The sequence below is a fragment of the Vibrio sp. 10N.261.52.A1 genome (genome assembly GCF_002876325.1).
Taxonomy (GTDB): domain Bacteria; phylum Pseudomonadota; class Gammaproteobacteria; order Enterobacterales; family Vibrionaceae; genus Vibrio; species Vibrio chagasii.
The window spans coordinates 1-374 of sequence record NZ_MCYD01000286.1; the positions used below are offsets into that span (position 1 = coordinate 1).

The 374-nt window shown below is 41.2% G+C and carries 1 protein-coding gene; it reads right to left on the reverse strand.

Annotated features, from left to right (window positions below; all coding sequences use genetic code 11):
* Window positions 1–84 precede the first annotated feature (84 nt).
* Window positions 85–374 (reverse strand): OsmC family protein (locus BCT81_RS03575; RefSeq protein ID WP_133152526.1); only part of this gene is annotated, 290 nt, incomplete at its 5' end.

Sequence of the window (374 nt, forward strand, 5' to 3'; positions counted from 1 at the left end):
ATTAAAATATAGGCTCAAAGCAGTGGCAGTGCATAAATTAAAAAAGGTTTCTATATTTTTAGCTAATTAAATAAAATCGTTTAATTAAGCCACAATCGCTGATACTTTAACGGCATCACTGATTGTTCGGTAATTCGGAGAAAATTGTTGGACCCCAGCAATAACTTCATCGTAATCAGCTTGAGTACCATCACCTTGAACTTCAAACTGAAATTGGATCTCTTCGAAGCCAACCGGAGCTTCTTCAGCTACATTCAAGAACCCACGAAGATCCAAAGCCCCTTTTATGGTCAACTTTACAGACTCTAAACGAATGCCGCGGGCACTGGCGCCTGCAACAAAACCAACCATCATACAGCCAGCCATGCCACCCA